Annotated in this window: 20 protein-coding genes and 1 other RNA gene; 12 read left to right on the forward strand and 9 right to left on the reverse strand. The window is 66.9% G+C overall.

Annotation, left to right across the window (positions count from 1 at the left end):
* Nucleotides 1-28: 28 nt before the first annotated feature.
* The 3 genes from ABFX18_RS07225 to ABFX18_RS07235 are packed head-to-tail and all read right to left on the reverse strand — an operon-like array spanning nt 29 to nt 3,044.
* On the reverse strand, nt 29-676 hold the full coding sequence (locus tag ABFX18_RS07225; protein WP_346057869.1) for an MBL fold metallo-hydrolase: 648 nt from the start codon (nt 674-676) through the stop codon (nt 29-31).
* A gap of 31 nt (nt 677-707) precedes the next feature.
* Complete coding sequence (locus ABFX18_RS07230; RefSeq protein ID WP_090148752.1) at nt 708-1,553, reverse strand: universal stress protein; 846 nt, start codon at nt 1,551-1,553, stop codon at nt 708-710.
* A gap of 51 nt (nt 1,554-1,604) precedes the next feature.
* Nucleotides 1,605-3,044: a glyceraldehyde-3-phosphate dehydrogenase gene (locus ABFX18_RS07235; protein ID WP_346057870.1), complete on the reverse strand. Its 1,440-nt coding sequence runs from the start codon at nt 3,042-3,044 to the stop codon at nt 1,605-1,607.
* A gap of 226 nt (nt 3,045-3,270) precedes the next feature.
* Here ABFX18_RS07235 and ABFX18_RS07240 point away from each other — a divergent pair, with 226 nt between their 5' ends.
* The 6 genes from ABFX18_RS07240 (at nt 3,271) to rnpB (ending at nt 7,990) form a co-directional block, all read left to right on the forward strand.
* Entirely contained in the window at nt 3,271-4,188 is a 918-nt protein-coding gene (locus ABFX18_RS07240) for a MetQ/NlpA family ABC transporter substrate-binding protein (protein ID WP_090148757.1), read from the forward strand.
* Between the two features lie 81 nt (nt 4,189-4,269).
* A complete protein-coding gene (locus ABFX18_RS07245) occupies nt 4,270-5,298 on the forward strand; it encodes a methionine ABC transporter ATP-binding protein (protein WP_283242013.1) in 1,029 nt (342 codons plus the stop codon).
* Nucleotides 5,298-5,963, forward strand: coding sequence for a methionine ABC transporter permease (locus tag ABFX18_RS07250; protein ID WP_090148763.1), 666 nt, complete (start codon nt 5,298-5,300; stop codon nt 5,961-5,963). The genes ABFX18_RS07245 and ABFX18_RS07250 overlap by 1 nt, the downstream gene beginning before the upstream one ends.
* Before the next feature lie 4 nt (nt 5,964-5,967).
* On the forward strand, nt 5,968-6,813 hold the full coding sequence (locus ABFX18_RS07255; protein ID WP_346057871.1) for a Nif3-like dinuclear metal center hexameric protein: 846 nt from the start codon (nt 5,968-5,970) through the stop codon (nt 6,811-6,813).
* A 36-nt stretch (nt 6,814-6,849) separates the two neighbouring features.
* On the forward strand, nt 6,850-7,578 hold the full coding sequence (locus tag ABFX18_RS07260) for a zinc ribbon domain-containing protein (protein WP_200328935.1): 729 nt from the start codon (nt 6,850-6,852) through the stop codon (nt 7,576-7,578).
* A 28-nt stretch (nt 7,579-7,606) separates the two neighbouring features.
* Nucleotides 7,607-7,990, forward strand: an RNA gene (gene rnpB, locus ABFX18_RS07265) — RNase P RNA component class A.
* 48 nt (nt 7,991-8,038) lie between these two features.
* Here the strand turns inward: rnpB and map are convergent.
* Complete coding sequence (map, locus tag ABFX18_RS07270; protein ID WP_200328933.1) at nt 8,039-8,908, reverse strand: type I methionyl aminopeptidase; 870 nt, start codon at nt 8,906-8,908, stop codon at nt 8,039-8,041.
* A gap of 80 nt (nt 8,909-8,988) precedes the next feature.
* Between map and ABFX18_RS07275 the strand changes: the two genes are divergently transcribed.
* The 3 genes from ABFX18_RS07275 to ABFX18_RS07285 all read left to right on the forward strand — a co-directional run bounded on the left by ABFX18_RS07275 (nt 8,989) and on the right by ABFX18_RS07285 (nt 13,728).
* Nucleotides 8,989-9,192: a methionine aminopeptidase gene (locus ABFX18_RS07275; protein WP_176698323.1), complete on the forward strand. Its 204-nt coding sequence runs from the start codon at nt 8,989-8,991 to the stop codon at nt 9,190-9,192.
* A 114-nt stretch (nt 9,193-9,306) separates the two neighbouring features.
* Nucleotides 9,307-10,644, forward strand: a complete 1,338-nt coding sequence (gene glnA, locus ABFX18_RS07280) for a type I glutamate--ammonia ligase (RefSeq protein WP_090148778.1) — start codon at nt 9,307-9,309, stop codon at nt 10,642-10,644.
* 18 nt (nt 10,645-10,662) lie between these two features.
* Nucleotides 10,663-13,728 carry a bifunctional [glutamine synthetase] adenylyltransferase/[glutamine synthetase]-adenylyl-L-tyrosine phosphorylase gene (locus ABFX18_RS07285; protein ID WP_346057872.1) on the forward strand — a complete coding sequence of 1,022 codons (3,066 nt, stop codon included), beginning with the start codon at nt 10,663-10,665 and terminating at the stop codon, nt 13,726-13,728.
* Between the two features lie 347 nt (nt 13,729-14,075).
* Here ABFX18_RS07285 and glnA (ABFX18_RS07290) read toward each other — a convergent pair whose 3' ends face one another.
* From glnA (ABFX18_RS07290) to ABFX18_RS07300, 3 genes are all read right to left on the reverse strand, one after another.
* Nucleotides 14,076-15,500: a type I glutamate--ammonia ligase gene (gene glnA / locus ABFX18_RS07290; protein ID WP_090148784.1), complete on the reverse strand. Its 1,425-nt coding sequence runs from the start codon at nt 15,498-15,500 to the stop codon at nt 14,076-14,078.
* Nucleotides 15,501-15,655: 155 nt separating this feature from the next.
* The gene (locus ABFX18_RS07295; RefSeq protein ID WP_211648345.1) at nt 15,656-16,084 is read right to left on the reverse strand and encodes an RDD family protein; all 429 of its coding nucleotides are present in this window, start codon (nt 16,082-16,084) and stop codon (nt 15,656-15,658) included.
* A 3-nt stretch (nt 16,085-16,087) separates the two neighbouring features.
* Complete coding sequence (locus tag ABFX18_RS07300) at nt 16,088-16,777, reverse strand: DUF4191 domain-containing protein (RefSeq protein ID WP_090148789.1); 690 nt, start codon at nt 16,775-16,777, stop codon at nt 16,088-16,090.
* 155 nt (nt 16,778-16,932) lie between these two features.
* Here ABFX18_RS07300 and ABFX18_RS07305 point away from each other — a divergent pair, with 155 nt between their 5' ends.
* Nucleotides 16,933-17,520: a hypothetical protein gene (locus ABFX18_RS07305; protein WP_090148792.1), complete on the forward strand. Its 588-nt coding sequence runs from the start codon at nt 16,933-16,935 to the stop codon at nt 17,518-17,520.
* Here the strand turns inward: ABFX18_RS07305 and sucB are convergent.
* Nucleotides 17,517-19,355 carry a 2-oxoglutarate dehydrogenase, E2 component, dihydrolipoamide succinyltransferase gene (gene sucB, locus ABFX18_RS07310; RefSeq protein ID WP_346057873.1) on the reverse strand — a complete coding sequence of 613 codons (1,839 nt, stop codon included), beginning with the start codon at nt 19,353-19,355 and terminating at the stop codon, nt 17,517-17,519. The two genes, ABFX18_RS07305 and sucB, sit on opposite strands and share 4 nt — an antisense overlap.
* Nucleotides 19,356-19,395: 40 nt before the next feature.
* On the reverse strand, nt 19,396-20,769 hold the full coding sequence (gene lpdA / locus ABFX18_RS07315; RefSeq protein ID WP_346057874.1) for a dihydrolipoyl dehydrogenase: 1,374 nt from the start codon (nt 20,767-20,769) through the stop codon (nt 19,396-19,398).
* 163 nt (nt 20,770-20,932) lie between these two features.
* On the opposite strand from lpdA, the gene ABFX18_RS07320 reads away from it, so the two are divergent.
* Nucleotides 20,933-21,865 carry a proteasome assembly chaperone family protein gene (locus ABFX18_RS07320; RefSeq protein ID WP_346057875.1) on the forward strand — a complete coding sequence of 311 codons (933 nt, stop codon included), beginning with the start codon at nt 20,933-20,935 and terminating at the stop codon, nt 21,863-21,865.
* A 210-nt stretch (nt 21,866-22,075) separates the two neighbouring features.
* Nucleotides 22,076-23,359 carry an RNA polymerase sigma factor gene (locus ABFX18_RS07325; RefSeq protein WP_090148806.1) on the forward strand — a complete coding sequence of 428 codons (1,284 nt, stop codon included), beginning with the start codon at nt 22,076-22,078 and terminating at the stop codon, nt 23,357-23,359.
* Nucleotides 23,360-23,401: the final 42 nt, after the last annotated feature.

The raw sequence follows: 23,401 nt of genomic DNA on the forward strand, positions 1-23,401 counted from the left end.
GCGACCCAGCAAGACTACCGGGTGGATCTCACCAGCCGCGCGCCAGCCAGTTCTCGAGGGCGGGCTGCTCCGATGCGATCGTGGTCCCTGCTCCATGGCCGGGCCGCACGGATGTCTCGCCGGGGAGCGGGAACAACCGTGTGCTGATCGAATCGATGATCTCGGGAAAGCTCGAGTACTCCCACCGGGTCGCGCCGGGACCGCCCTGGAAGAGCGTGTCCCCGGAGAAGACCGTCTCGAGCGAGGGTGCGGCGAAGCAGACGGAGCCGGGCGTGTGACCCGGGGTGTGGAGCGTCGTCAGCTCCACACCCGAGACCATGAACGAAGCGGCGTGGGCGAGCTCGATGTCGGGAAGCCGGGCGCCGTGCGTCCCGCTCCAGAGGAACAGGTCATCGGGATGCAGGTGGATCAGGGCGTCGAGGCGCTGGGCGAGTTCGACCGCAGCATTGACGTGATCATTGTGACCATGCGTGAGGAGGATGCCGAGGGTCTCGCGATCGCCGACAGCTTCGGCGATCGCGCCGGCGTCATGGCTCGCGTCGATGATGACGACCTGTTCATCGTCCCCGACGATCCATACGTTGTTCTCGATGGGAAACGCCTCCGGCTCAGCACCGCCGCGATCGACGAGGATCGTGCCCTGAGTCGTCACGCACTCGACCCGTACTTCGTTCATCGGTGCAGGCTCCTGTTCCTGAGACGGTGCGCTATCCACGGGTGATGACGACCGGGCACGGCAGCGCCTGGAGCACGCCGTGGCTCACCGAGCCCAGCAGCAGTCGTGAAATCCCGCCGCGGCCGCGGCTTCCGACCACGAGCAGCTCCGCGTGCTCGGCTGCCTGCACCAGGGCTGCGACCGGCGACGACTGGATGATCTCGCGGCGCACCTCGAGATCCGGGTATCGATGTGCGATGCCGGCGACGCCGATGGCGATCGCCTCCTCCGCCGCGGCGCGCTGAGCTTCGACCAGCTCTTCGCTCCAGAGGTACTCGAGTCCCGGGGTGAGCGGGGGCATCCACGCGTACACGGCGACGAGCGGAACCTCTCGCAGGGACGCCTGCTCGGACGCGAAAGCGATCGCCCGCTTGGACGCCTCCGACCCGTCGACGCCGACCACCACGGGGGCGTTCGGTCGCGTCTCGGTCTGGGGGATGACGGCGACAGGGCAGTGGGCGGTAGCAGCCACTTTCACCGCGCGCGTGCCGAAGAACGAACCCGAGAAACGCCCGCCCTGGTGCGCGCCGAGCACCACCAGGTCTGCCCGCTTCGACGCCGCCTCGATCTCGGCGATCGGGTGCCCGACAACGGCGGTTCCCGTGATGGTGCCGGTGAAGCCGAGCTCGCGGGCGTAGACCGTCTCGGCCTGCAGCATCTGCTCAGAGGCCTGCTGCGCTTCCGATAGAAACGCGACGCTCTCGGACAGGAACGAGTCGTCCGCCACATGTATGAGCTCCACGGCGGCGCCGCGCTCCGTGGCTCGCGCGAGGCCCCAGGCGAGCGCGACCCTGCTCTGCTCGGATCCATCGACTCCGATGAGGTACTTCTCAGACATGGTCTGTCCTTTCTCTCCGTTGATGTTCGAGTGAGCAGGGCCGCGAGCGACTCAGCTCTCGAGTACCGGAAGGTGGACCGGGTGGCCACCCGCGAGGTGCTCGATGATGCGCACGACCTGGCAGCTGTAGCCGTACTCGTTGTCGTACCAGACGTAGACGACCGCGCTGTCTCCAGTCGCGATGGTCGCGAGGCCATCGACGATGCCGGCGCGGTTGGAGCCGACGAAATCGGTCGAGACGATCTCGTCCGACTCGACGTAATCGATCTGCGTGCGCAGCGCTCCGGTCAGCGAGACCTCTTCCAGGGCGGAGTTGATCTCTTCACGGCTGGTCTCCCGCTCGAGCTGCAGGTTGAGCACGGCCATCGACACGTCGGGCGTCGGCACTCGGATCGCGTTGCCGGTCAGCTTGCCGGCGAACTCGGGGAGCGCCTTTGCGACGGCTTTCGCAGCACCGGTCTCGGCCAGCACCATGTTGAGGGCTGCCGAGCGACCACGTCGAGCGCCCTTGTGGAAGTTGTCGGTGAGGTTCTGGTCGTTCGTGTACGAGTGCACGGTCTCCACGTGCCCCCGCGTGACGCCGAAGCGGTCGTTGAGCACCTTGAGCACGGGGGTGATCGCGTTCGTCGTGCACGAAGCGGCGCTGAGGATCCGCTGGTCATCGCTGATGGCTCCGTGATTGACGCCGTAGACCACGTTCAGCAGCTCGCCCTTGCCCGGTGCGGTGAGCAGCACGCGCGCGATGCCGGGGTTCTCCAGGTGCTGCGCGAGTCCGTCGGCGTCGCGCCAGCGGCCCGTGTTGTCGACGAGGATCGCGTTCTCGATGCCGTACTGGCCGTAGTCGACGCTCGCCGGGTCGTCCGAGTAGATCACCTGGATCCGCACGCCGTTCGCCAGGATGACGTTCTCGTCTTCGAGCACCTTGATGGTGCCGTTGAAGGGGCCGTGGACCGAGTCGCGCTTCAGCAGGTTCGCGCGCTTCTCGAGGTCGTTCTCGGCGCCGCGGCGCACGACGATCGCCCGAAGGTTCAGGCCGTTGCCGCTGCCCGTGTGCTCGATGATGATGCGGGCGAGCAAGCGGCCGATCCGGCCGAAACCGTAGAGAACGACGTCGGTGCCGCTCCCGCCTGCAGCGGCATCCGCGGCGGGCAGCGTCTCGCTCAGATACGCGTCGAGATCGTCGCTGCCCGAATCCCGGAACGCCTTGGCGAGGAGCGCGAGGTCGACGGAGGCGGGACCGGGCTGAATGCGCGCCAGAGCCGTCACGATGGCCGAAGTCTCGACGAGCGGCAGTTCGACGTCATCGATCTTCCGAGCGAAGCTGTGGGCCCGGATGATGTCGATGGGCGATCGGCCGACGAGGCTGCGACCGTGCACGGACATGACGACGTCGTGGTCCCGGTACAGCTGGCCGATGAGCGGGATCATGCGCTCTGCGAGCTCCTGCTTCGCCTTCCACGCTTCGAGGTGATCGTCAGCACGCTGGTTCATGTGAACGGAGGGTTCCTTCCTGAGGAGTACACGAGGGATCGGCCTGCCCGCCGGAGACGTTCGACGTCTCGCCTCCAGTATCCCACGGGTGTGCGACGAACGCGCCCGGCGCGCGCATGACGCTGTGTGACAGGCGGATTTCGGAGCCCGGCGTCCGTCGCACATCCTGGGATGCGACCCCGCGGGCTGACGGCCCGCATCCCCAATCCCTACATTGAGGAACACTATGACGTTCACGAAGCGCGGCACTCTTGCCGCCTCGCTCACGGCGTGCGCTCTCGCCGCCGCCACCGTTCTCGCCGGGTGCTCGACCGGCGCGTCCGACGATGCCGCCGACTCGGGCGAAGGCTCCGAGACGGTCAAGATCGGCGTCGTCGGCGCAAGCGATCCGTACTGGCAGACCTTCACGGATGCCGCCGCCGACGAGGGCATCACCGTCGAGCTGATCGACTTCACCGACTACAACCAGCCCAACCCGGCGCTGGCCGAAGGCGAACTCGATCTGAATCAGTTCCAGCACATCCAGTACCTCGCCGACTACAACGTGTCGAACGACGACGACCTCGTATCCGTCGGCGCGACCGCGATCTACCCCCTCGCGGTGTTCTCGACGAAGCACGATGCGCTCGAGGACATTCCGGAAGGCGGCACCGTCGCAGTCCCGTCGGATCCGAGCAACCGCGCCCGTGCGTTGAACGTGCTGCAGTCGGCCGAGCTCATCGAGCTCTCCGATGGCGGCACACTCTTCTCGACGCCCGACGACGTGGACGCGGCGAAGTCCAAGGTCGAGGTCACGGAGATGGATGCATCCTTCACGGCGACGTCGCTCGCCGATGTCGATGCCGCGGTCGTGAACAACGACTTCGTCACCGACGCCGGCCTCGAGTTCTCCGAGGCCCTCTACCAGGACGATCCGAGCGACGAGGGAGCGAAGTACTTCATCAACATCTTCGCTGCGCGCGCCGACGACGCCGACAACGAGACCTTCAAAAAGCTGATCGAGATCTACCAGACCAACGAAGAGGTGCAGGCCGGCGTCGCTGAGAACTCGGGCGACTCCGCGATCCTGCTCGACACCCCGGCTGCTGAGCTGCAGGAGATCCAGGACGACGCAGAGGCGCAGATCGCCGAGAGCAAGGGCTGAATCGGCTCGCTGTTTCCGCATAGGATCGGGGCGTTCGGTTTTCCGAGCGCCCCGTTGCTATGAGACCCGAAAGGAGACGCGATGACCCGCGTCCAGATGATCGGCGTGTCCAAGCGCTACCCGGGGCGGGGCGCGAACGCCGCGCCCGTCGTCGCCGTCGACGATGTGACGATCGACGTCGCCTCCGGCGAGATCCACGCCATCATCGGCTACTCCGGTGCGGGTAAGAGCACGCTGCTGCGCCTGGTGAACGGGCTGGAGCACGCGAGCGACGGGCGGATCCTCGTCGGCGACGACGAGATCACCTCGCTTCGCGAGTCGAAACTGCGCGAGGTGCGCGGCCGCATCGGCATGATCTTCCAGCAGTTCAACCTGTTCCATTCGAAGCGCGTCGCGAAGAACGTCGAGTATCCGCTGGTCGTGGCCGGCGTGCCGGCTGCGGAGCGGAAGCGCAGAGTCGCGGAACTGCTCGAGTTCGTCGGACTGTCAGAGAAGAGCGGCGCGTTCACCGACCAGCTCTCCGGCGGTCAGAAGCAGCGCGTCGGCATCGCCCGCGCCCTCGCGACCAACCCGGGCGTGCTGCTCGCCGACGAGGCCACGAGCGCCCTCGACCCCCAGACATCGCGGGAGGTGCTCGCGCTGCTCAAACGGGTGAACGCCGAGTTCGGCATCACCATCATTCTCATCACGCACGAGATGGAGGTCGTGCGGGAGATCGCCGACCGCGTCACCGTCATGGACAGCGGCAGCGCGGTGGAGCAGGGCGACGTCTTCGACGTGTTCTCCGACCCGCAGTCGCAGACCACGAAGCGGTTCGTCGCGACGGCGCTGCCGACCGAGCCGCGGGCCGAACGGCTCGACGAGCTGCGAGAACGGCATCGCGGCAGGCTCATCGCGCTCACGTTCCGGGACGGCGATGTCGATCAGCCCGTCGTGTTCCGCACCCTCGCCGAACGCGGCGTCGGCGTGAGCATCGTGCACGGCGGCATCACCGATGTGGGCGGGCGGAGCTTCGGCAAGCTCACCCTCGAACTCATCGGCGACGATCTGAAGGTCGAGCACGCGATCGCTGCGCTCGCGCAGGAGACGGCTCTGGAGGTGCTGGCGTAATGGACAATCTCATCGAACTGCTCTCCAACGGCAAGTTCCTCGAAGCGACGATTCAGACGCTGACGTATGTGGTCATCGCCATGGGCCTGGGCGGCGTGCTCGGGCTCGTGCTGGGCGTGCTGCTGACGGTGACGCGTCAGGGCGGAGTGCTGCAGAGCCGTGGCGTCTACGTGGTGCTGAACTTCCTCGTCAACTTCTTCCGACCGATTCCATTCGTCATCCTGATCGCCGCGATCCAGCCGCTCGCCCGCGTCGTCGTCGGAACCGGCATCGGTGATCGCGCGCTCATCTTCGTGCTGACCTTCGCCGCGACCTTCGGCATCGCCCGACTCGTCGAGCAGAATCTGCTGACCGTGCCTCCGGGCGTCATCGAAGCATCGCGCGCCATGGGAGCCGGCCCGTGGCGAACGATACTGACGGTGCTGATTCCCGAGGGCCTCGGCCCCGTCGTGCTCGGGTACACCTTCGCCTTCATCGCCGTCGTCGATATGACCGCGATGGCCGGCGTGATCGGGGGCGGCGGGCTCGGAAATCTCGCGCTGCAGTACGGGTACCGGCAGTTCAACCCGTGGGTGACCTGGGCCGCCGTGCTGCTCATCATCATCATCGTGCAGATCGTGCAGCTGCTCGGCAATGTCATCGCGCGGAAGCTGCTGAGGAGGTAGCCGCATGTCCCAGACGCAACGATCGTTCGAGCTCGCCGATCTGCGAGCGGTCGCGGAGGAGCTGTGGCCGGGGGAGATCGCTGAGGGGTGGGACCGTGTCGGTCTCGTCTCCGGCGCAGACGCCGCACCGCTGCGCCGAGTGCTCCTCGCGGTCGATGCGGTCGATGCCACCGTGACGGAAGCGATCGAATGGGGGGCCGACGCCCTGCTCACGCACCACCCGCTGCTGCTCCGCGGGGTGCACTCCCTGGCCGAGGACACGGCGAAGGGGGCGCTGATCGCGCGGCTGATCCGCGGAGGCTGCGCACTGCTGGCCGCGCACACGAACGCCGATCAGCCGGCCGGCGGCGTCTCCGACGTCATCGCCGAGCGGCTCGGTCTCGTGGGAAGCTCGCCGATCGTGCCGCACGCGTCGGACCCGTCGATCGGCATCGGGCGGATCGGCGAGCTCGAGTCGCCTGAATCGTTGCGGGCGTTCGCGAATCGTGTCGCAGTTGCGCTGCCGGCCACGATCTCGGGGGTGCGGGTCTCGGGAGATCCTGATCGCTCCGTGCAGCGCGTCGCGCTCCTCGGCGGAGCGGGGGACAGCCTGCTCGATCACGCAGCTGTCCGCGGAGCGGATGTCTACCTCACCTCCGATCTCCGGCACCACCCGGCGCAGGAAGCCGTCGAAACGGGTGCTGTCTCCGGCGGGCCGGCTCTCGTCGACGTCGCGCATTGGGCGAGCGAATCGCTGTGGTTGGACGGAGCAGCCGACCGCCTCGCCGAGCGACTGCCAGGTGTCGAGTTCCGCGTGAGCGGCATCTGCACCGACCCGTGGACGTTCTCCGTCGGCGCCCGCCAGGCGTGAGAGCCGGAACCCGGCGGGGCCGGTAGGCTGGCACCCATGAAGGCCAGCCCGCGGCAGCAGCGACTCCTGCTCGATCTCCAAGACCTCGACAACACGCTCGCCCGTCTGCGGCGGAAGCGCGCGACGTTGCCCGAGCGGGCTGAACTCATCGGGTTGAGCGGCGACGCCTCCGACGCGAGAGCGAAGTACATGGCGGCGCAGCGCGAGCTCGATACGCAGAATGCTGACCTGGAGCGCATCGAGGCCGACGTCGCACTCGTGCAGCAGCGACGCGACCGTGACGAGCAGCTGCTCGCGGCGAGCACCTCGAGCAAGGAGGCGCAGGCGCTCCAAGCCGAACTGGAGACGCTGACCCGCCGGCAGTCGGAGCTCGAGGATCGCGAACTCGAACTCATGGAGGCGCAGGAACGCGCACTGCAGGCGTTCTCGCTGGCCGAGGAGCTCTTCGCAGGAGTCGACGCGCGACGCGCCGATATCGAAGCCCGTATCTCGGAGGCGGAGCAGCGGATCGATCGCGAGTTGGCGTCGAACGCTGAGGAGCGCGCCGGCGTCGCGGCCGAACTGCAGCGCGACGTGCTCGGCCTGTACGAGGAACTGCGCAAGCGCGTCGGGATCGGCGCGGCTCGTCTTCGCGGAAATGTCTCAGAGGCCAGCAATATGGCGCTCGCCCCCGCCGAGCTGAGCGGAATCCGTGCCGCAGCTCCCGACGAGATCGTCTTCTGCCCCGGCACGGGTGCGATTCTCGTGCGCGTCGACGAGGAGTAGGGCGCGTCGAGTAAGCTGATCTCTGGAATGGGTCGGTGAGACGATCGCGTCGGTTCCGCCGCCTCGGCAGCGGGACCGCCGAGGAACGTCCGGGCTCCTCAGGGGAGAACGGTGGGTAACGCCCACCCGGGGCAACCCGCGAGAAAGTGCAACAGAGAGTAGACCGCCTGGCGTGGTTCGCCGCGCTCGGTAAGGGTGAAAGGGTGGTGTAAGAGACCACCGGCGTTCGTGGTGACACGGGCGGCCAGGTAAACCTCGTTCGGAGCAAGGCCAGACAGAGGATGATGACGCGCCCCGCCGAGTCCTCGGGTAGGCCGCTAGAGAGTGCCGGCAACGGTACTCCGAGAGAGATGATCGTCACCGGCCGGTTCGCCGGCCGGAACAGAACCCGGCGTATGATCCGGCCCATTCCACTGCACAGCGCACGGGTGCGTCGTCCGAGGCTCCCGTCTCTCCGGCTTCAGTCGGACACGGTGAGTAGTTCGAAACCGTCCTCTCGGATGAGCACCGTGTGCTCGAACTGCGCGGTCACACTCCGATCCCGTGTCACCACCGTCCAGCCGTCGTCCCACTGCTCCCACTCGTGAGTTCCCAGCGTGAGCATGGGTTCCACTGTGAACACCATGCCCGGCTTGATGATGTCGCCGTAGGCGGGCGCCGAGTCGTAGTGCGGGACGATGAGTCCGGTGTGAAAGGCCGAGCCGACACCGTGCCCGGTGAAATCACGGACGACTCCGTAACCGAAGCGCTTGGCGTACGTCTCGATCACGCGGCCGATGACGTTCACCGCGCGTCCGGGCTTCGCGGCGCGAATGCCGCGCATCATCGCCTCGTGCGTGCGCTCGACGAGCAGGTCGACCTCCTCCGACACTCGGCCGACGCGGAAGGTGCGATTGGTGTCGCCGTGGAAGCCGTCGAGAAACGCGGTGACATCGACGTTCACGAGATCGCCGTCTCGCAGGACCGTGTCATCCGGGATGCCGTGGCAGATCACCTCGTTGACCGACGTGCAGGACGACGCGGGATACCCGCGGTACCCGAGAGTCGACGGGTAAGCGCCGTGAGCCGTCACGTACTCGTGCGCGACGCGATCGAGCGCTGCGGTGGTCGCACCGGGCGCGACCGCCTCCGCAACCGCATCGAGCGCTCCTGCCGCGATGCGACCCGCGGCTCGGATGCGGTCCACCTCGTCGCTCGTGTAGGTGTTGTCGCCCTCATACGCGGGCGGAGCAGCGAGGCCGACGTACGGCGGTCGGGTGATCGCACTCGGAACAGCGCGGGGCGCCGGTCGGGAACCGGGGATCAGGTGTCCGTGTGCGTCGAAGGGCATGCCTCTAGTCTAGGAAGTGCGGGAGGCGGAGCCGAACGCAGACGTCATCGAGTGCGCGCGAGCGCTGAGTGGAGGCCGACATGAGCAAGCAGGAGTGGGGAATCGAGGACCCCGCCGACACGTTCTGGTTCAATACCCGCACGGGTCAGGTCGAGGACGGGCCGCAGTCGCTCTCGGTCGATCGCATCGGCCCGTTCGCGACGCGCGAAGAAGCCGCACGTGCTGAGGAAATCGTCGCCGAGCGAGCTCGCAAATGGCGCGAAGAGGAAGCCGCCGAGGACTGATCGCGCCGTAACACGATTGTCACGGTCAGGGGATAGTCTGTGGCCATCGGCGGAGGCGGAGCGCGTATTTCGCGTGCGACGTGCCCGCAGACAGCAACGACGAACGGAGTAGGCGTGAGCAAGCAGCGCGATTTTGTTCTGCGCACCATCGAGGAGCGCGGTGTCAGGTTCGTTCGACTCTGGTTCAGCGATGTTTCGGGAACGCTCAAGTCGGTCGCGCTCGCGCCCGCCGAGGTCGAGGGAGCGTTCAGTGAAGGGATCGGCTTCGACGGCTCTGCGATCGAGGGACTGACGCGCGCGTACGAGTCGGACCTGCTCGCGGTGCCCGATCCGTCGACCTTCCAGCTGCTGCCGTGGCGCAGCCAGACGTCTCCGACTGCCCGCATGTTCTGCGACATCAGCACCCCGAACGGCGAACCGGCCGTCGCGGATCCGCGGAACGTGCTCAAGCGCACGCTCGCGACCGCCGCGGAGCAGGGGTTCAGCTTCTACACTCATCCCGAGATCGAGTTCTACCTGCTGAAGTCGAAGGAGTTCGACGCCCGCGGTCCGGTACCGGTTGACCGTGCCGGCTATTTCGACAACGTTCCCGGCGGCACGGCGCACGACTTCCGCCGCGAGAGCGTGAACATGCTGGAGGAACTCGGCATCTCCGTCGAGTTCAGCCACCACGAGGCGGGCCCGGGGCAGAACGAGATCGACCTGCGGTACGCCGACGCGCTCACCACGGCCGACAACATCATGACCTTCCGCACGGTCGTCAAAGAGGTCGCGATCGCGCAGGGAGTGCATGCGACGTTCATGCCGAAGCCGCTCGCCGGGCAACCCGGGTCGGGCATGCACACGCACCTCTCGCTGCTCGAGGGCGACACGAATGCCTTCTACGATCCAGGGGCCAGGTACCAGATCTCGCAGACGGGGCGCCGCTTCATCGCCGGCCTCCTGCGGCACGCGCCCGAGATCACCGCCGTGACGAATCAGTACATCAACTCGTACAAGCGGCTCTGGGGCGGAGACGAGGCGCCGTCGTTCGTCAGCTGGGGCCACAACAACCGGTCGGCGCTCGTGCGCGTGCCGATGTACAAGCCGGGCAAGGGCGACGCGGCGCGCGTCGAGTACCGCGGCATGGACAGCGCTGTGAACCCGTACCTCGGGTTCTCGATGCTGCTCGCCGCCGGCTTGAAGGGTATTCGTGAAGAGTACGAACTTCCTCCGGAGGCCGAGAACAACGTCTGGGCCCTGAGCGACGGGGAACGCCGCGCCATGGGCTTCGATCCCTTGCCGGCCAGCCTGGACCACGCCCTCGCAGTGATGGAGCGCTCGGAGCTGGTCGCGGAGACGCTGGGGGAGCAGGTGTTCGCCTACTTCATCCGCGACAAGCGCCGCGAGGTGACCGAGTACCACAGCCAGGTCACGCCGTACGAGCTCTCATCGATGCTCGACACCATCTGATCGGTCTACGCTGGACGAATGGCACGCGAGCATTTCACCGTCACTCTGTCGGAGATCGCCCGCGCCGGATTCCAGGATCTGGCTGACGCACGGGACGCACTGACGGAACTGGCAGAGCGATTGGCGCAACCGATCGCCCCGCTGCTCTCCGGACTCGCATCTGCGGCGGATCCCGACGCGGCGCTGCATCGCGTGCGGCAGCTCTCGGAACAGCACCGCGACGTGCTCGCGGCCATCGACTTCGACGACTTCGCACGGCTCTGCGTACTGGTGGGCGCGTCGCCCGCACTGGGGGATTTCTTCACGCGGCACCCGGCCCGGCTTCCTGAGATCTTGCACGAGGGCGGAGCGGTCATCTCGGCGGATGACGCGCGTGAGGAACTGCTGCGGGCGGTGTCGGATTGCGACACCGCAGAGCCGCTCGTCGCAGAGGCGGGGTGGATCGCGCTGCGCACGCGCTACCGCGAGCTGCTCGCGCAGCTCATGCTCTTCGATCTCTACGCCGGGCGTGACGGGCGGGCGGAGCAGGTCTTCGAGGCGGTAGCCGCGTCCCTCTCCGGCCTTGCAGCTGCCGCGATCGATGCCTCGCTCCACGTCGCGAGAGCGACGCTCGCAGCGGGTGCATCTGGCCCGGTCGTTTCGCCGGAACGAATGGATGCCCTGCAGCTCGGTATCATCGCGATGGGAAAGTGCGGCGCCGGTGAGCTGAATGTCGTCTCCGATGTCGACGTCATCTTCGTCGTCGAGAGCAGCAATGCCGATGCCCTCGACGGCGACGCGCTCATCCGTCTCGGCACCCGTCTTGCGAGCGAGGTGATGCGAGGCATCCATGATCCGGCGATCGAACCGCCGTTGTGGCAGCTCGACGCGAACCTGCGGCCCGAGGGCCGGCACGGGCCGCTCGTGCGAACTCTCGGCTCGATGCGCAGCTACTACGATCGGTGGGCGAAGGCGTGGGAGTTTCAGGCGCTGCTCAAGGCGCGCCCCCTGGCGGGCGACCTGGAGATCGCCGCAGCCTTCGTCGCAGACACGCGCCCGCTGGTGTGGACGTCGTCGTCGCGGGAGGACTTCGTCGGGTCCGTGCAGCGCATGCGCGAACGCGTCACCGAGCACATCGCCGATGAAGAGCTCGACGTGCAGCTCAAACTCGGACCCGGCGGCCTCCGCGACATCGAGTTCAGCGTGCAGCTCCTGCAGCTCGTCCACGGCCAGTACGACGAGAGCCTGCACGTCGCCGGCACGCTGCCGGCACTGCGAGCGCTCGTGGACGGCGGGTACATCGCGCGCAGCGACGGCGACTGCCTCGCGTCCGATTACTGTTTCCTTCGCGTGCTCGAACACCGTCTGCAGTTGCGCGACCTGCGCCGCACGGCGCTGATGCCGACCGAGGAGCACGAACTCCGAGTGCTGGCTCGCGCGACCGGCCTGGCGCCGTCCGCCGCGGAGCTCCATTCCCGGTGGTCGGCGAGAAAGCGAGAGGTGCGCCAACTGCACCTCAAGATCTTCTACGCCCCGCTGCTCAGCGCCGTAGCGTCCCTCCCCGAGGAGGAGCTCGTGCTCGGCAGCGACGCCGCGCGGGCGCGGCTCGCGAGCGTGGGCTTCCGGGATCCCGATGGCGCGATGCGCCACATGGCGGCGCTCACGCGGGGTACGTCCCGGCGAGCGATGATCCAACGAAACCTGATGCCGGTGCTGCTCCAGTGGCTCTCCGATGGAACCGACCCTGATTTCGGACTGCTCGCGTTCCGCCGGGTGAGCGAGGCGAATCGTGAGACCCCCTGGTATCTGCGACTGCTTCGCGACGGCACCGAGGCCGCTGAGCGCCTCACCCGAGTGCTCTCGAACTCCAGGTACGCCGCCGAGCTCCTCGAATCCATCCCCGAGGCCGTTGCGTGGCTCGAGCGCGACGAATCCTTGCAACCCATGCAGTTGCAGACGCTCTTCGACGAGATGCGGGCCATCGCCTCGCGGCGAGCCGGCATCGATTCCGCTGCGGTCGCGCTTCGAGCGGTGCATCGCCGAGAGGTGCTGCGACTCGCCATGGGGCGCATCGTCGGGGTGATCGACGATGTCGCGGTCGCCGCCGGTCTCGATGCGGCGCACACGGCCCTCCTCGACGCCCTGCTGCTCTCGGTGCGCGGCGGCACAGCCCCGTACGGCAGAGCTCCGGCGAACTCGGAATCGGGCGGTGAGGCGCCGCCCGCGATCGAGCTGGCGCTGATCGGCATGGGCCGGTACGGAGGGCGGGAGCTGGGCTTCGCGTCTGACATCGACCTCATCGCCGTGTTCCGTGCACCACCGGACGTTGCGAGCGACCGCGCCTCCCGGGAAGCCACCAGGCTGATATCCGAGCTGCGGCGAGCGGTCGCCGATCCTCGATTCCCGGTGGATCTCGATTTCGATCTTCGGCCCGAGGGCAAGAACGGACCCCTGGTCAGGAGCCTCGACGCGTATCGCGCCTACTACGCTCGCTGGTCGGTCACCTGGGAGGCGCAGGCGCTCCTGCGCGCACGACCGGTAGCAGGCGACGCGCGCCTGGGCGCCGACTTCGTGTCGCTCGCCGATGAGATCAGATACCCTCAGCACTTCGCCGAAGAACAGGTGCGCGAGGTGCGCCGCATCAAAGCGCGCGTCGAGGCGGAGCGTCTCCCGCGCGGCGCCGATCCCAAGCGGCATCTGAAGCTCGGTCCGGGCGGCATCAGCGATGTCGAGTGGCTGGTGCAGCTTCTCCAATTGCGTTCGGGCGCAGAGCACCCTGCGCTGCGCACGGTGTCGACGGTCGCGGCCCTCCAGGCGGCGGGCGAGGTCGGCCTCCTGCGGGAAGACGACATCGAACACCTGCTCGATTCTTGGCGCTTCGCGAGCCGGGTGCGCACGGCACTGAAGCTGTGGACCGGCCGCTCTTCGAATTCACTGCCCACGGGTTGGAACGACCTGGCGGGGATCGCGGGCGTACTCGGCATGTCCCGGACGCACACGTCTGAACTCGAGGAACGGTGGTTCGCAGTGTCTCGCCGGGCGCGCGCCGTCTTCGAACGGGAGTTCTTCGGATACGAGGATGCTCCTCGGTTCAACGTGACATGATCGGACGTCGCTCGACAGCGCCGAACGACGACAAGCAAAACGGAATTCGGACACCGTTCACCGAAAACGCTCGCGCAAACCTCACCGGAAGCGTAACCTGATCGTTATGCAGTATTTGCAAAGGTTCCTCGAGGCGCTGCTCGCTGAAGACGGCGCCGAGTTCGAGGACGAACTCGAGTCCTAGTCCCTTCGAACCGGTGCGACACAGCCGTCGCGCCGCTCTATCGCGCCCCGAATCGCCGCACGCGAGCAGGGGCGCTTCTGCGCCCACGACACCTCCGCAACGCACACGGCGGCCCCGCTCCTATGATCAGGAGCGGGGCCGCCGTACGAGCGCCTCGCGAGCGTTACACGCCGTAGTAGAGCTCGAACTCGAAGGGATGCGGCCGCAGCGCCATCGGGGCGATCTCAGCATCGCGCTTGAACGAGATCCAGGTCTCGACGAGCTCCTCGGTGAACACGTCACCTTCGAGCAGGAACTGGTGGTCCGCCTCGAGCGCGGCGAGCGCCTCTTCCAGCGAGCCCGGCACCTGAGGAATGTTCTTGGCCTCCTCCGGGGGCAGCTCGTAGAGATCCTTGTCGATCGGGTCCATCGGCTCGATGCGGTTGCGAATCCCGTCGAGCCCGGCCATCATCTGCGCGGCGAAGGCGAGGTACGGGTTGCCCGAGGCATCGGGCGCCCGGAACTCGATGCGCTTGGCCTTCGGGTTCGAACCGGTGAGCGGGATGCGCACCGCTGCTGAACGGTTGCCGGCAGAGTAGGCGAGGTTCACGGGGGCTTCGTAGCCCTTGACCAGGCGACGGTAGCTGTTGATCGTCGGGTTCGTGAACGCGAGCAGCGCAGGGGCGTGATGGAGGATCCCGCCGATGTACCAGCGCGCGATATCGGAGAGCTGGGCGTAGCCGTTCTCGTCGTAGAAGAGGGGCTCGCCGCCCTTCCACAGCGACATGTGCGTGTGCATGCCCGAGCCGTTGTCGCCGAAGACCGGCTTCGGCATGAAGGTCGCGGTCTTGCCCCACAGCTCAGCGGTGTTCTTCACCACGTACTTGAACTTGAGCACGTCATCCGCCGCCTTGACGAGCGTGTCGAAGCGGTAGTTGATCTCGGCCTGGCCGGGAGCGCCGACCTCGTGGTGGGAACGCTCGAGCTTCAGGCCTGCCTCGATGAGTCGCAGCGAGATGTCGTCGCGCAGATCCGCCTGCTTGTCGACGGGGGAGACGGGGAAGTAGCCGCCCTTCTCGTGCGTCGTGTTGCCGAGGTTGCCGCCCTCGATCTCGCGCGCGGAGTTCCAGCTCGCCTCTTCCGAGTCGATCTCGTACATCGTGCGGCGAGGAGTCGTCTCGTACCTGACCGAATCGAGGATGTAGAACTCGGCTTCAGGGGCGAAGAACGCCGTGTCCGCGACGCCGGTGGACGCCAGGTACTGCTCCGCCTTCTTCGCGACCTGACGGGGATCCTTCGAATAGATCTCGCCGGTACGCGGGTTGAAGATGTCGCAGATGACGATCAGCGTGCGCTCTGCGCGGAACTGGTCGAGGTACGCGGTCGAGACGTCGGGGATGAGCTGCATGTCGGATTCAGCGATGCCCGCGAACCCGCGGATCGAGGAGCCGTCGAACATCTGGCCGATTTCGAAGAAGTCCTCGTCGACCGTCGCAGCCGGGATGTTGAAGTGCTGCTGCACCCCGGGCAGGTCGGTGAAACGGATGTCGACGAACTTCACATCGGTGTCCTTGATGAAGTCGATGACTTCCTGCGGGGTGGTGAACATTCTGCTCCTCGGGTTCGTTCCGGCCGCGGATATCGGATCTTCACCGCGCCGATCGTGTGTCTCCACCTTAGGGGACCTTGATTTCAAAACCATGAGTCGTGTGTTTCACGGAGGTTACGCGGACCCGATGCACGATGCCTCGCGATACGGGTGTGTCAGGACCGGATCAGCACGGTTCCGGCGATCTTGTCGTGGAACGCGCGCTGATCCGAGTCCCAGACGAGCACCGGGACGACGAGGCAAAGGAGCACCGTTCGGACGATCGGCCTCCACGGCCCGACCCACCCGCCGGTGAGCGGTACAACGCGAAGCCCCACGATGCGATGGCCGAGCGACCCGCCGATCGTCGGGATGAAGACGATCTGCAGGATGGCGAACACGAGCACATTCCACAGTTCCGGGTGGGCGCCGCCGATGAGCAGGTAGGCGGGAAGCGCTGCGAGGCCCCAGTCGATGAGGATCGCCACGACGCGCCGACCCACCCGCGCCACCGATCTTGGTCCCTCGTCTGGGAGCCCGAGCCGTTCGCCGGGCCACTGGCTCGGCTCGAGTTCGCCGAAACGCTGGGGAGCTGAGGACGGCATGTATCAGCGCGGGCGCTGCGAGCGAACGCGGTTCGGGTCCATGCCCTTGGGAATGCCGACCGGCGAGCTCTGCAGTGACGACAGACGCGTGTAGACCGCCCCGACCTCGTTGCGGCTCATGACCGGCTTCAGCTTGACGAGCGTGCGGGAGAGCTTCGAGAGCGGGATGCCGTCGCCGTCGGGACCCACATACAGGTGGACGACCTCCACATTGCGGAGCGCCCGCTTCACCTTCCGCTCCTCATCGGCTGCCATGCGCTGCGTGCGCTGGCGCGAGCCCTCGGAGATCAGGACGACCCCTCCGCGGCCGACCACGCGGTACACGGCGTCCTGATTCCGGTTGATGGCAATCGGGGTCTCGGACCCGCGCCATGAACGGCGCAGGGCGCTCTGCACGACTGCGCCGACCGCGCCGGGTCGCCCCTCGATCTGGTCGTACGCAGTGCGCTCCGCGCGACGGCCGAGCACGATCATCACGAGGAGAATGCCGACGAGGATGCCGGTGACCGGCCACAGGATCCACGCGAACCAGCTGCCGGGCAGCAGCCAGGCGAGCAGTACGGACACCAGAATCGGCGCCACGAAGCACAGGAGCAGGATCCACGGCAGGTTCGTATCGTGCACCTTGGTGGTGCGGTAGATCTCGAACATCTGCCGAATACGTCCGCTGCGCTTCGCCTTTTCTGCTGCCATGCATCCAGGATATCGCGTCGCGGAGGTGAGGAATGACCCGGCTCGGACATTGAGGGCGCGCGTTCGCTCACAGTGGACCCCGAAGCGGCGGGCGGCGCGTCTATTCACAGAATGGAGCGCACAGCCGAACGGGCACACTCAGGGCCGGAACACTGATGGCGAAGACCTCGCGCGACGAGCCGGACCTCGCTCGGCGGGGCGGAGAGGAGGGTGCATCAGTGCGCACGAAACCGGGGGAGGCGTTTCGCCGAGCGGGCGCCGCGGCTCGACTCGCGGGGGAGCTGCTCGAATGGAGCGAGGCGGGGCTCAGTCGGCGGGCGGTCGGCCGGTGCGGGGTGCCCGACGGCGCCGAAGCCCGACACCGCGCGCGAGGCCATGACGCGGGGTGCGCTGCAATCGGCGTTCCGCGTCACGAGCTCGCGCGCATGATCGAACGAGCTGACACCGTCGGCGCGGCGAAGCTGCTGCTCGACGCGGTGAACGAGGCCATCATCGACCTCGCCTCCCGCGGGGCGGGCTGGCGACTCGACACCGCGCGCGAGTTACTCGGCGAAGCGGTGGAGCGCCGCATCACGCCGGCCGTGAAGCGACCGGCCGTGGAAGGTCCGGGGCCCGCGGGAGCGATGCCCGCTGACAACCGCGTGACCGAGCCCGTGGCGGCCGAGGAGCGCCCCCGCAACACCAAGGAGGGGCCGCGACCATCAGGAATGACGGACGCGACCCCTCAGGGGCGGCACGGTTAGATGCCGAGGTTCGCCTCGAACTGGCCGCCCTCCAGGCGCTCGCGCACCTGCGTGAGGAAGCGCGCCGCGTCTGCGCCGTCGACGATGCGGTGATCGTACGAGAGGGCCAGGTACACGGTCGAGCGGATCGCGATCGAGTCGCCCTCCGGTCCGGAGACGACCACGGGCTTCTTGACGACCGCACCGGTACCCATGATGGCTACCTGCGGGAGGAAGACGAGCGGCGTGTCGAAGAGCGCGCCGCGCGATCCCGTGTTCGTCAGCGTGAAGGTGCCACCGCTGAGTTCATCCGGGGTCAGCTTGTTGTCTCGGGTGCGCGCCGCGAGGTCAGCGATCTCGCCCGAGATCTCACTGAGATTCTTCGAGCCGGCATCGCGCAGCACCGGGGTGAGCAGTCCGCGCTCGGTGTCGACGGCGATGCTGATGTTCTCCGTCGACGGGTAGGTGATGGAATCACCATCGACCGTCGCGTTGATGATCGGGTACGTCTGCAGTGCTTCCGCCGCCGCGAGAGCGAAGAACGGCAGGAAGGACAGCTTCGAGCCCGTCTTCTCCAGGAACTCGTCCTTCTTCGCCTGGCGAAGCTTCGCGATGCGGGTGACATCCACCTCGACGACCGTCGTCAACTGGGCGGTGCCCTGCAGCGACGCGACGGCGCGTTCGGCGATGACCTTGCGCAGGCGACTCATCTTCTGCGAGGTGCCGCGAAGCTCCGAGACCTGGGGAGCAGGCGCTGCACTCGCGGGCTCAGCTGCAGCGGCAGGCTGAGCGGACGATGCGCGGTCAGCGGCAGCCAGCACGTCCTCCTTGCGGATGCGGCCTCCGACGCCCGAACCGCTGAGCGAAGACAGATCCACGCCGCGCTCGTGAGCGAGCTTGCGCACGATCGGGGTGACGTACCCCGCGTTCGAATCGGCCGAACCTGACGCGGTTCCCGCTGCCGGTGCCGGTGCTGCCGGGGCCTCGGTGGCTGCGCCGGCCTGCTCATCAGCCGGAGCCGGCTTCTCGTAGCCGGCGGTGCCCTGCGTCTCAGCCGGCGAGGAAGCCGCCTGCGCAGGCGACGCCTCGGAAGGTGCCGACTCCGACGGTGCGCTGGTCTCAGCCTCAGCGCTGGATGCCGATTCGGCAGCCGGCTCCGCAGCGGAATCGTCCGCAGGCTGCTCATCTGCGGGGGCGGTCTCCGCGGCAGGAGCGGCTGCGCCGCTTCCCACACGAGCGAGTTCTCCGCCGACCTCGACCGTTTCGTCCTCCTGCACGAGAATCTCCTGCAGCACGCCGGCGATGGGAGAAGGAACCTCGGTGTCCACCTTGTCGGTCGACACTTCGAGCAAGGGCTCATCGATCTCTACGGAGTCGCCCACGCTCTTCAACCAGCGCGTGACGGTGCCCTCGGTGATGCTCTCACCGAGTGACGGAAGCACGATGCTCTGCGAGTCGCCGGACGGCGATTCGGATCCCGCCGCTTCGGATGCGGGCGCCGACACCGGCTCCGAAGCCGACTCAGACGCGGGAGCCGATTCAGCAGCGGGCTGAGGAGCCTGCTCCGCTTCCTGGGGCGCTGCAGGCTCTTCTGCTGGTGCCGCCTCCGCCGAGCCGTTGCCGTCGCCGATCTTCGCAAGCACGGCACCGACCTCAGCGGTCTCGTCCTCCTGCACCAGGATCTCTTCGACGACGCCGGCGACAGGCGAGGGGATCTCGGTGTCGACCTTGTCGGTCGAGACCTCGAGCAAGGGCTCATCGACCTCGACGGAGTCGCCGACGTTCTTGAGCCAGCGCGTCACCGTCCCTTCGGTCACACTCTCGCCCAGTGCGGGGAGGACCACCGATTCACTCATCGTGCATTTCTCCGTTCGTTGATCAATCTTCTCGCCGCGCTCAGATTGCGTGCAGCGGCTTGCCGGCGAGCTTCAGCATCGTCTCGCCGATGGTCTCGTTCTGCGTCGGGTGTGCGTGGACGAACGGCGCCACGTCTTCCGGGTACGCCTCCCAGTTCACGATGAGCTGCGCTTCTCCGACGAGTTCACCGACGCGTGCGCCGATCATGTGGACGCCCACGACTGGCCCGTCGTTGACCCGCACGGCCTTGACGCTTCCGGCGGTGCCGAGGATCGAGCTCTTCGCGTTGCCGGCGAGGTTGTACTCATAGGTCGTGACCTGATCCTCCCCGTACTGCTCTTTCGCCTTGGCTTCGGTGAGCCCGACCGACGCAACCTCGGGATCGCAGTAGGTAATCTTCGGGACGTTCGCATCCAGCACAGTCACGGGGTTGAGCCCCGCGATCTGCTCGGCGACGAAGATGCCCTGCTGGTAGCTGCGATGCGCGAGCTGCAGGCCCGGCACGATGTCGCCGATCGCGTACACGCTGGGAACGTTGGTCTCCAGTCGCTCGTTGGCGAGCACGAAACCGCGATCCATCTCGACTCCGACCTCCTCGAAACCGAGGCCCTGCGTGACCGGGCCTCGACCCACGGCGACGAGAAGGTAGTCGGCATCGATCGTCGCACCGTCTTCGAGCGTGATCGTGACGCTGTCGGCGTCCTGCGAGACCGACTTGAACCGCACGCCGAGCTTGAAGTCGATGCCGCGTTTGCGGAAGGCGCGCTCCAGCTGCTTCGAGATCGACTCTTCCTCGTTCGGGACGAGGTGGGGCAGACCCTCGATGATGGTCACCTCGGCGCCGAACGACTTCCAGACGCTCGCGAACTCGACGCCGATCACGCCACCGCCGAGGATCGCTACGCGCTTCGGAATCTCGTGCAGCTCGAGCGCCTGCTCGCTGGTGATGACGCGGCCTTCGATGTCGAGACCGGGGAGCGATCGCGAGAAGGAGCCGGTCGCCAGCACGATGTGCTTCCCGACGATGCGATCCGAGCCGACCTGGACCGCATCGGCGGCGACGAGCTTGCCTTCGCCCTCGATGACGGTGATCTTGTTGGCCTTGAGCAGGCCCTGCAGGCCCTTGTACTTGCTGGCGACGAGCTTCTCGCGGAAGCGCGTGACGCCCTCGATGTCGATGCCGGCGACGCTCGATTTGACTCCGTACGCCTCGCCATCGCGGGCCGCATCCGCGATCTCTGCCGAGTGCAGGAGCGCCTTCGTCGGCACGCAACCGCGGTGCAGGCAGGTGCCGCCGAGTTTGTCTTTCTCGATGACCGCGGCGCTGTATCCCAGCTGCGTCGCGCGGATCGCCGCCGCATAGCCGGCGCTGCCGCCGCCGAGTACTACGATGTCAAACTGCTGATCGGCCAAGTGGGGTCTCCCTCGGAAAGCTCGCAATGTGAAAGGCGCCCATGAGATGCCGGGCGCGCCTTGTCCAGACTACACCTGTGAGTGCGTGCTGCCATGCGGGTCGTTTCGCTGCGGGCGTGACCGAAACCGCCGGCAGAGCGCGCGGCGTTCGTAGGATGGAACAGTGACCGAATCGATCTTTTCCGCTGACTACGCCGAGCGCCGCGCTCGGGTTCCTCGCGGGCTTCCGCTCGTCGTTGCGATGCAGGGCCTCACGGACGCCGGCGGTGCCATCGCGCAACTCGAGGAGTACCTCTGGGAGCAGTGCGGGCCTGAGGAACTGGTGCGATTCAACGCCGACCTGCTGCTCGACTACCGCGCTCGGCGGCCCATCATCACCTTCGACGAGGATCACTTCGTCGATTACGCTCCCGAAGAGCTGACGCTCTCCCTGCTGCACGACGAACTCGGGGCACCCTTCCTGCTGCTCAGCGGGTACGAGCCCGACTTCAGGTGGGAGCAGTTCATCGACACCGTGCTGCTGCTCGTGCACGAGTTCGAGGTGTCCATCACGGTGTGGTCGCACGCGATCCCGATGCCGGTGCCGCACACCCGGCCGATCTCGACGACGGTGAGCGGTTCGCGAGACGACCTCATCGAGGCGCGCTCCGTGTGGAAGCCCACGACGAAGCTCTCCGCTTCCGCGTCCCACGTGCTCGAGTACCGGTTGCAAAGCCTCGGGGAGGAGGTGGCGGGCTTCGCCCTCCTCATCCCGCACTACCTCGCCAATACTGAGTACCCTGACGCGCTCTTCGCCGCGCTCGACGGCATCATGGCGGCGACCGGTCTGATACTTCCCACGGACGACGTGCGGCGCCTCGCCCGTCAGTTCAACGCGCAGGTGGACACCCAGATCGCTGAGAACGACGAGTCGACGGAGATGGTGCGCACGCTCGAGCAGCGCTACGACGCGTACATGGAGGATCAGAGCCCGCGCTCGCCTCTGGTCTCGGAGGACGGCTCGATCCCGACTGCCGATCAGCTGGCGAGTGAGCTCGAACGCTATCTCGCCGAGCATCGGCGCCGTGGCGGGGACGACGACGCGCCCGTGAAGTGATGTGAATGCGGGTAAATATCACTTTGCGACGCGCGTGACAAGAACTTCGTGGTGGACGTGCAATAATTGAGATGCTGCCCATGCAATCCGGTCGCAATTTCCGTTCCGCGGGAATACGCCGGGCTTGACATGGGTTTTCATGCTGTGAGCACTCGCTGACGGTTTTCGTCGGCGGCACAGGCCGAAATCTGAGATGAGAGAGGCGGCTGCGTGGCAACTGCAACCACGACCACAACTCGAGCGTCCACTGCGGATGCGAAGAAGAAGGCTGTCGAGACCGAGGAGGTCGGTGAAGTGACCGAAACCGCGGCGGCTCCGCGCAAGAAGGCGGCGGCGAAGAAGACCACGGCGGCGAAGAAGCCAGCTGCGGCGAAGAAGCCGGCCGCGACGAAGACGAAGCGCGCGACCAAGAAGAGCGAGGCCGATGAGATCGACCTCGACGCTCCCGACGTCGATGAAGAGGCCGAGTCCGCCGAAGAGGAAAAGCCCGCTCCGGCCGTAACCGAACCGCTGCCGACGGGCGCCATCGTGCTCAAGGCTCGGGACGAAGAAGACGTTCCCACGATCACGACGGCGATTCCCGGCGCGACCGCCGACCCCGTCAAGGACTACCTCAAGCAGATCGGCAAGGTCGCGTTGCTCAACGCAGCCGAAGAAGTCGAGCTGGCCATGCGCATCGAGGCAGGGCTGTTCGCGGAGGAGAAGCTCTCGACGGAGAAGGGCCTCCCGAAGAAGCTCGAACGCGAGCTCAAGTGGGTCGCCCGCGACGGGCAGCGCGCGAAGAGCCACCTGCTCGGCGCGAACCTGCGTCTCGTGGTCTCCCTCGCGAAGCGGTACACCGGTCGCGGTATGCAGTTCCTGGACCTCATTCAGGAAGGCAACCTCGGACTTATCCGTGCAGTCGAGAAGTTCGACTACACCAAGGGCTTCAAGTTCTCGACGTACGCGACGTGGTGGATCCGCCAGGCGATCACCCGCGCGATGGCGGATCAGGCGCGCACCATCCGTATCCCGGTCCACATGGTCGAAGTCATCAACAAACTCGCCCGCGTGCAGCGGCAGATGCTCCAGGACCTGGGACGCGAACCCACGCCGGAAGAGCTGAGCCGCGAGCTGGACATGACGCCTGAGAAGGTCGTCGAGGTGCAGAAGTACGGGCGCGAGCCGATCTCCCTGCACACTCCGCTGGGCGAGGACGGCGACAGCGAGTTCGGCGACCTGATCGAAGACACCGAGGCCGTCGTGCCGGCTGACGCGGTGGGCTTCACCATGCTGCAGCAGCAGCTCGAGCAGCTGTTGGATTCGTTGTCGGAGCGCGAGGCGGGCGTGATCCGCATGCGCTTCGGCCTGGGAGACGGCATGCCGAAGACGCTGGATCAGATCGGCGACACCTTCGGCGTCACTCGCGAGCGAATTCGTCAGATCGAGTCGAAGACGATGGCGAAACTGCGCCACCCGTCGCGGAGCCAGCAGCTGCGCGATTACCTCGACTGAGCGAGCGAGCACGAAGAAGGCCCCCGGTGATGGAGAACATCA

The sequence above is a fragment of the Leucobacter alluvii genome (genome assembly GCF_039530485.1).
Classification (GTDB): domain Bacteria; phylum Actinomycetota; class Actinomycetes; order Actinomycetales; family Microbacteriaceae; genus Leucobacter; species Leucobacter alluvii.